This window comes from Acinetobacter sp. V2 (assembly GCF_001188385.1).
In the GTDB taxonomy this organism is placed as follows: Bacteria; Pseudomonadota; Gammaproteobacteria; order Pseudomonadales; family Moraxellaceae; genus Acinetobacter; species Acinetobacter oleivorans.
In genome coordinates, this window is the sequence record NZ_JZFB01000004.1 from 212,125 (window position 1) to 216,468 (window position 4,344).

Annotated in this window: 7 protein-coding genes; 5 read left to right on the top strand and 2 right to left on the bottom strand. The window is 38.4% G+C overall.

Annotated features, from left to right (window positions below):
- Positions 1 to 119 precede the first annotated feature (119 nt).
- Both UC75_RS13960 and UC75_RS13965 read left to right on the top strand, forming a co-directional pair.
- On the top strand, positions 120 to 374 hold the full coding sequence (locus UC75_RS13960; RefSeq protein WP_171056858.1) for a DUF2061 domain-containing protein: 255 nt from the start codon (positions 120 to 122) through the stop codon (positions 372 to 374).
- A gap of 115 nt (positions 375 to 489) precedes the next feature.
- Positions 490 to 1,350 carry a LysR family transcriptional regulator gene (locus UC75_RS13965; RefSeq protein ID WP_049837940.1) on the top strand — a complete coding sequence of 287 codons (861 nt, stop codon included), beginning with the start codon at positions 490 to 492 and terminating at the stop codon, positions 1,348 to 1,350.
- Positions 1,351 to 1,355: 5 nt separating this feature from the next.
- On the opposite strand, the gene UC75_RS13970 is transcribed toward UC75_RS13965, so the two are convergent.
- Positions 1,356 to 1,592 carry a hypothetical protein gene (locus UC75_RS13970; RefSeq protein ID WP_049837941.1) on the bottom strand — a complete coding sequence of 79 codons (237 nt, stop codon included), beginning with the start codon at positions 1,590 to 1,592 and terminating at the stop codon, positions 1,356 to 1,358.
- A 95-nt stretch (positions 1,593 to 1,687) separates the two neighbouring features.
- Here UC75_RS13970 and UC75_RS13975 point away from each other — a divergent pair, with 95 nt between their 5' ends.
- Complete coding sequence (locus tag UC75_RS13975; RefSeq protein WP_049837942.1) at positions 1,688 to 2,284, top strand: hypothetical protein; 597 nt, start codon at positions 1,688 to 1,690, stop codon at positions 2,282 to 2,284.
- Positions 2,285 to 2,338: 54 nt separating this feature from the next.
- Here UC75_RS13975 and UC75_RS13980 read toward each other — a convergent pair whose 3' ends face one another.
- Positions 2,339 to 2,989, bottom strand: a complete 651-nt coding sequence (locus tag UC75_RS13980) for an HAD family hydrolase (RefSeq protein ID WP_049837943.1) — start codon at positions 2,987 to 2,989, stop codon at positions 2,339 to 2,341.
- A gap of 182 nt (positions 2,990 to 3,171) precedes the next feature.
- Between UC75_RS13980 and UC75_RS13985 the strand changes: the two genes are divergently transcribed.
- Both UC75_RS13985 and UC75_RS21780 read left to right on the top strand, forming a co-directional pair.
- A complete protein-coding gene (locus UC75_RS13985; protein ID WP_004794866.1) occupies positions 3,172 to 3,657 on the top strand; it encodes an RNA pyrophosphohydrolase in 486 nt (161 codons plus the stop codon).
- Between the two features lie 85 nt (positions 3,658 to 3,742).
- Positions 3,743 to 4,344, top strand: a 602-nt coding sequence (locus tag UC75_RS21780) for a GAF domain-containing protein (RefSeq protein WP_228137379.1), incomplete at its 3' end; no start/stop codon positions are given.

A 4,344-nucleotide genomic window follows, 5' to 3' on the forward strand; every position in this document is an offset into this window, starting at 1 on the left:
TTCCTTTGATGCACCACAAATTTAATAAATCGTTTTTGTTAATGATTATCATTTGCATAATCAATTTTTAATCTTATACTCACATCTCTATACTAAAAATATCAAAGTGGCTAAAGAGAATGATCATGGCTAATATCCAAAAATTCGTTATAAATAATCAACGTACCTTAAAGAAAACCTTCAGCTATTACATTATGCATATTAGTGTAGCAATGATAGTCGCATACTTTGTAACAGGTAATATCTGGATGGCTTTGACTCTAAGCATGCTAGAACCAACCGTACAAGCCTTTGCTTTTTTCTTCCATGAAAAAGTTTGGGCAGCTAAAGATCGCCGCGTATCAGCCTTAGCCGAAAAAGAAACAACAGCTTAGGCTAAGATTAGTGCGGTAATTCACAACTTTCTCACTCGTTTTGCTGCAAGCATGATACGATTTTGGCTCGGCAACTTTAGCCCCTCGATTTTTCTATTCCAAGTTGAGTTGTATTATGAATCTTGCAGCCTTTGAAGCTTTTGTAAAAGTTATGGAAACAGGGTCTATCTCTGTGGCAGCAGATCAATTATTTATTACTCAACCTGCTGTTACCAAACGAATTCACAGCTTAGAAGAATATTTTGGTGTAAAACTATTTGAGTCCGCAGGCCGAGGTGTACAGGCAACTCATGCTGCACATTCATTATTACCAAAAGTTAAAAACTGGTTAAATGAGCTTGGGGATATTCACCATACGCTTAGCCATGAACAAACTCAGGTACAAGGCCGCTTAAAAGTCGGTACGAGTCACCATATTGGCTTGCATCATTTACCGTCTCCACTTAAACACTTTGTTCAACAATTTCCGCAGGTTACTTTAGACGTGCATTTTGTTGATTCAGAGCAAGCCCATGAACAAGTACTGGCTGGTGATTTGGAGTTAGCATTTTTAACACTTCCTCCTTCAGGGGATGAGCGCCTTAACTACATTACAATCTGGAATGATCCTTTAGTTTTTGTTGCTGCACCATTTCACCCACTTGCACAAAAAGAGCATCTGACCTTACAAGATTTAATTGAATATCCAAGCCTATTGCCCGCTGCACAAACTTACACAGCTCAAATCACATTAGCCGAATTTGAGAAACAAGGGCTTAAACCAAAAATCACCATGAGTAATAACCCTCTTGAGTCTATTCGCATGTTGGTGTCGATTGGTTTAGGTTGGTCAGTACTACCAAAAACTTTGCTGAATCAAGATATGCAGCAACTTGATTTAGATGTAGAAATGAATCGCCAATTAGGCATGGTGTGGCATCCTGCACGTACTCAATCTAGAGCTATGCAAGAACTAATTAAAATGATGCAGGAATAATTGAATTAACGACTATATTTTTTAAAAAGGATATAAATTAAGACAGCAAAAGGTAGTAGTAAAAACAGAACGCCCCAACTGAAACATATAGCAGCAAAAATAATTCCACCAAATGCACTCATAAACAGTAAAGCAATGATATAAATAAGTAATTCACCAAAAATAGCGGTAATGAGCTGATCTATAAACTCTTGAAAGAAACCAGGACTACTTTCATTTTTAGTGCGCTTGTTTTTAGCCATGCTATTTTAATTAATAAAGTTATATATTGATTAGAAATGATACTGTAAATATATATCCTTTACTCTACTATCATTATACTTTTCACTTAAGATTCATGATTGTGAAGAATCAATATTCAAAGATAATTAAAATCGGTTTATACGGCTTCATAACTTTAGCTGTCTTAGTTCTAGTTACATTTATTTGGTTTAAACCGATACGTGTTGTTTTCGCCCATCACCTGTCATTGTTACAGTGTGATGGTCAGATATGTGTAGATGATCCAAAGACAGAGCCTCTTACAAAAATACTCTATAATCAGGCATTAAAAGAGACCCAAGATAAAGTAGGTGCTTTTCATCAACAACCCACTATGGTTTTTTGCTCAACTCCACAATGTGCAAATACCTTTGGTATGGAAAAAGCAGCCGCTAAAGCTGTTGGTAATTTGGGGTTATTGGTTGCACCGCGTGGCTGGAAAGATTTCTACATCACCCATGAACTTATTCATCACCGTCAAGCCGAAGAATGGGGAAATATCGCCATGCTGACTAAACCCAAATGGCTAGTAGAAGGCATGGCTTATAGTTTAAGTGATGATCCACGCCCTACATTAACGGCACCCTTTCAACAATGGCGGACTCAATTTAAGCTTTGGCATCAACAAAACCCTGACCCAAATATTTGGCATACTACAGAGAAAGTTAAGTAATTTATTAAAGAGCTTCTAAAAACTTATTTTTTCCAAGAAGCTCACGCCTTTCAATTAAATTGACCAGTCCTGAATATCCCAATTATTTTCTTGAGCCAATTTTTCAAGGCGATCATCAGGATTTACTACAATTGCATGCGTTGCATATTCAAGTAAAAAACGATCGTTGATTGAATCTGAATAAGCCCAAGACTCTGATACGCTACGACCTTCCAACCAATCATCTAGACGTGCAAGTTTGCCCTTTTGGTAACACGCTAAACCAGCAACTTTACCTGTATATTTCCCCTCAGCAACTTCAGCATTCGTTGCCAAAATTTCTTTAATTCCAAATTCACGGAAAATTGGTGCAGTAATAAAATCACTTGTTGCAGTAATTCCGACAATCGTATGGCCTAAATCTTGATGTTTTTTGATTGCATCAAAACCTTTAGGACGCATTTGCGGGCGAATCACTTTCTGCATGAACAACTGGTGAAGTTCAGTTAAATAATTATTGTCGTGCTTTGTTAAAAATCCAAAGACAAATTCATTATAAGCATATGGGTCAAGTTGTCCTGCTTTGTAATCTTCATAAAATTTATCATTCATCTGACGATGATGAACCGGATCAACCAAACCTTCATTGACTAAAAATTCACCCCACGAGTGGTCTGAATCGGTATTTAACAAGGTATGGTCTAAATCAAACAACGCCAGTTTCATGAAAATTCTCGTTTAAACTGAAATTTAAGAAAAAAAATGTAAATCTATCTCCGCTAGTCGATAGAAATTCGTTAAGATCGTAGCAATTTAAACATTTTACTTTGATCTTTTCGAGCTGGACATAAAAAAGTGTTTGTCCCCGCGATTAAAGTCAACGATATAGACAATATTTAGGTAGCCAAATGATCGACTCAGAAGGTTTCCGACCGAATGTCGGGATCATTTTGGCAAACGATGATGGACAGGTTTTATGGGCAAAGCGCATTGGTCACAATGCTTGGCAATTTCCACAAGGAGGCATTCAGTTTGGAGAAACTCCTGAACAGGCACTTTTTCGAGAACTGAGAGAAGAAATCGGCTTATTGCCCGAACATGTCCAGATTATTGCGCAAACCAAAGGATGGCTGCGTTATCGTTTGCCACATCGGTACATTCGGTCAGACTCTGACCCCGTATGTATCGGACAGAAACAAAAATGGTTTTTACTGAAATTAACTGCGCATGCAAAAAATATTCAGTTAAACCTCTCCGACCCACCCGAATTCGATGAATGGCAGTGGGTTAGCTATTGGTATCCCCTTGGACAAGTGGTGAACTTCAAGCGTGATGTTTATCGTAAAGCCATGGTGGAGTTGTGTACACAGTTGCCGATGCAACAATTACCCTAAAAATCATTTATCTAGCAAATGATTTTTATTAAAAGTGCTGTTATAAATACATTCATAGTCTAAAAAAATACTGGAGTATACATCCATGTCAAACATGCAACTCGACACTTTACGGCGCATTGTCCAAGAGGTTAATGCGTCCGTCAGTTTGCATGAATCGTTAGACATCATGGTCAATCAAGTTGCTGAAGCCATGAAAGTGGATGTTTGCTCTATTTATTTACTCGATGAACGCAACCAGCGCTATGTTTTGATGGCCTCTAAAGGCTTAAATCCAGAATCAGTTGGCCATGTCTCATTGCAGTTAGGTGAAGGCTTGGTTGGTCTGGTTGGGCAACGTGAAGAAATTGTTAACCTTGACAACGCACCAAAGCATGAGCGTTTCTTGTATTTGCCGGAAACGGGCGAAGAAATTTATAACTCATTCCTTGGCGTACCTGTCATGTATCGCCGTAAGGTTATGGGCGTTTTGGTTGTACAAAACAAACTTCCTCAAGATTTTAGCGAAGCAGCCGAGTCATTTTTAGTCACTCTGTGTGCTCAGCTTTCTGGGGTTATTGCTCATGCTCATGCAGTGGGTAATATTGACGTATTTCGGAAACCAAGTAATGGGCCTGCCTATAAAACCTTTCAAGGTGCTTCAGGTGCAGGCGGTGTTGCTTTAGGTCGCGCTATTATTTTATATCC

Bases quoted from the DNA above. Each gene is read 5' to 3' on its own strand.
- UC75_RS13985 (WP_004794866.1), top strand. From the start codon at position 3,172: ATGATCGACTCAGAAGGTTTCCGACCGAATGTCGGGATCATTTTGGCA.
- UC75_RS13970 (WP_049837941.1), bottom strand. From the start codon at position 1,592: ATGGCTAAAAACAAGCGCACTAAAAATGAAAGTAGTCCTGGTTTCTTT.
- UC75_RS13975 (WP_049837942.1), top strand. From the start codon at position 1,688: ATGATTGTGAAGAATCAATATTCAAAGATAATTAAAATCGGTTTATAC.
- UC75_RS13965 (WP_049837940.1), top strand. From the start codon at position 490: ATGAATCTTGCAGCCTTTGAAGCTTTTGTAAAAGTTATGGAAACAGGG.
- UC75_RS13960 (WP_171056858.1), top strand. From the start codon at position 120: ATGATCATGGCTAATATCCAAAAATTCGTTATAAATAATCAACGTACC.
- UC75_RS13980 (WP_049837943.1), bottom strand. From the start codon at position 2,989: ATGAAACTGGCGTTGTTTGATTTAGACCATACCTTGTTAAATACCGAT.